Here is a 500-nt window from a genome sequence, read left to right as displayed (position 1 = left end):
CGCCCGGGACGCTTCGTCGGTCGCGGCGAGCCCGGTCAGGTGATCCCGCGCCGCGCCGGGGGGCATGGACTCGGCGAGCGCGGTCAGCTGCGGGCGGGTCGCGACGTCCTGCAGCTCCACACAGCCGGCGAGGATCCCCAGCAGCGGGTACGGCGTCCCGGTCGGCAGGTGGGTGGGGGCGCCGGCGGGGGCGTCGATGGTGACGAACTGGCCGGCGTCGAGCCCGAACCGGGCGATCACCCGGTTCAACAAGCCCACGTCGTTGCGGGGCAGCACCCCCAGGTGATCCCCGGTGCGGTAGCTCGTGCCCGCCGGCAGCGCCACCTCCACGTGGCGCACCGACCGGCCGCCGGGCTGCCCGGCGCGCGCGGTCAGTTCCCGGTTGGTGACCACGGTGGCCGGGACCGCGGCGAACGAGCGCACCACCGGCGACGCGCCGCGCCGCTGCTCGAGTGACACCCGCAGCCGCGGCCCCGCGACGGTCGCCGCGGCGTCGCCGG

At 77.8% G+C, this 500-nt stretch carries 1 pseudogene; it reads right to left on the bottom strand.

Going from position 1 to position 500, the window contains the following annotated elements:
- Nucleotides 1–500, bottom strand: a pseudogene (locus tag HH311_RS30800) (cytochrome); the annotation flags it as partial.

Origin of the sequence: Actinomycetospora sp. TBRC 11914, from assembly GCF_012933465.1 — a bacterium.
In the GTDB taxonomy this organism is placed as follows: Bacteria; Actinomycetota; Actinomycetes; order Mycobacteriales; family Pseudonocardiaceae; genus Actinomycetospora.
The sequence above is the reverse complement of the archived record's forward strand: the minus strand, read 5'-3'. Positions and strand labels throughout refer to the sequence as shown.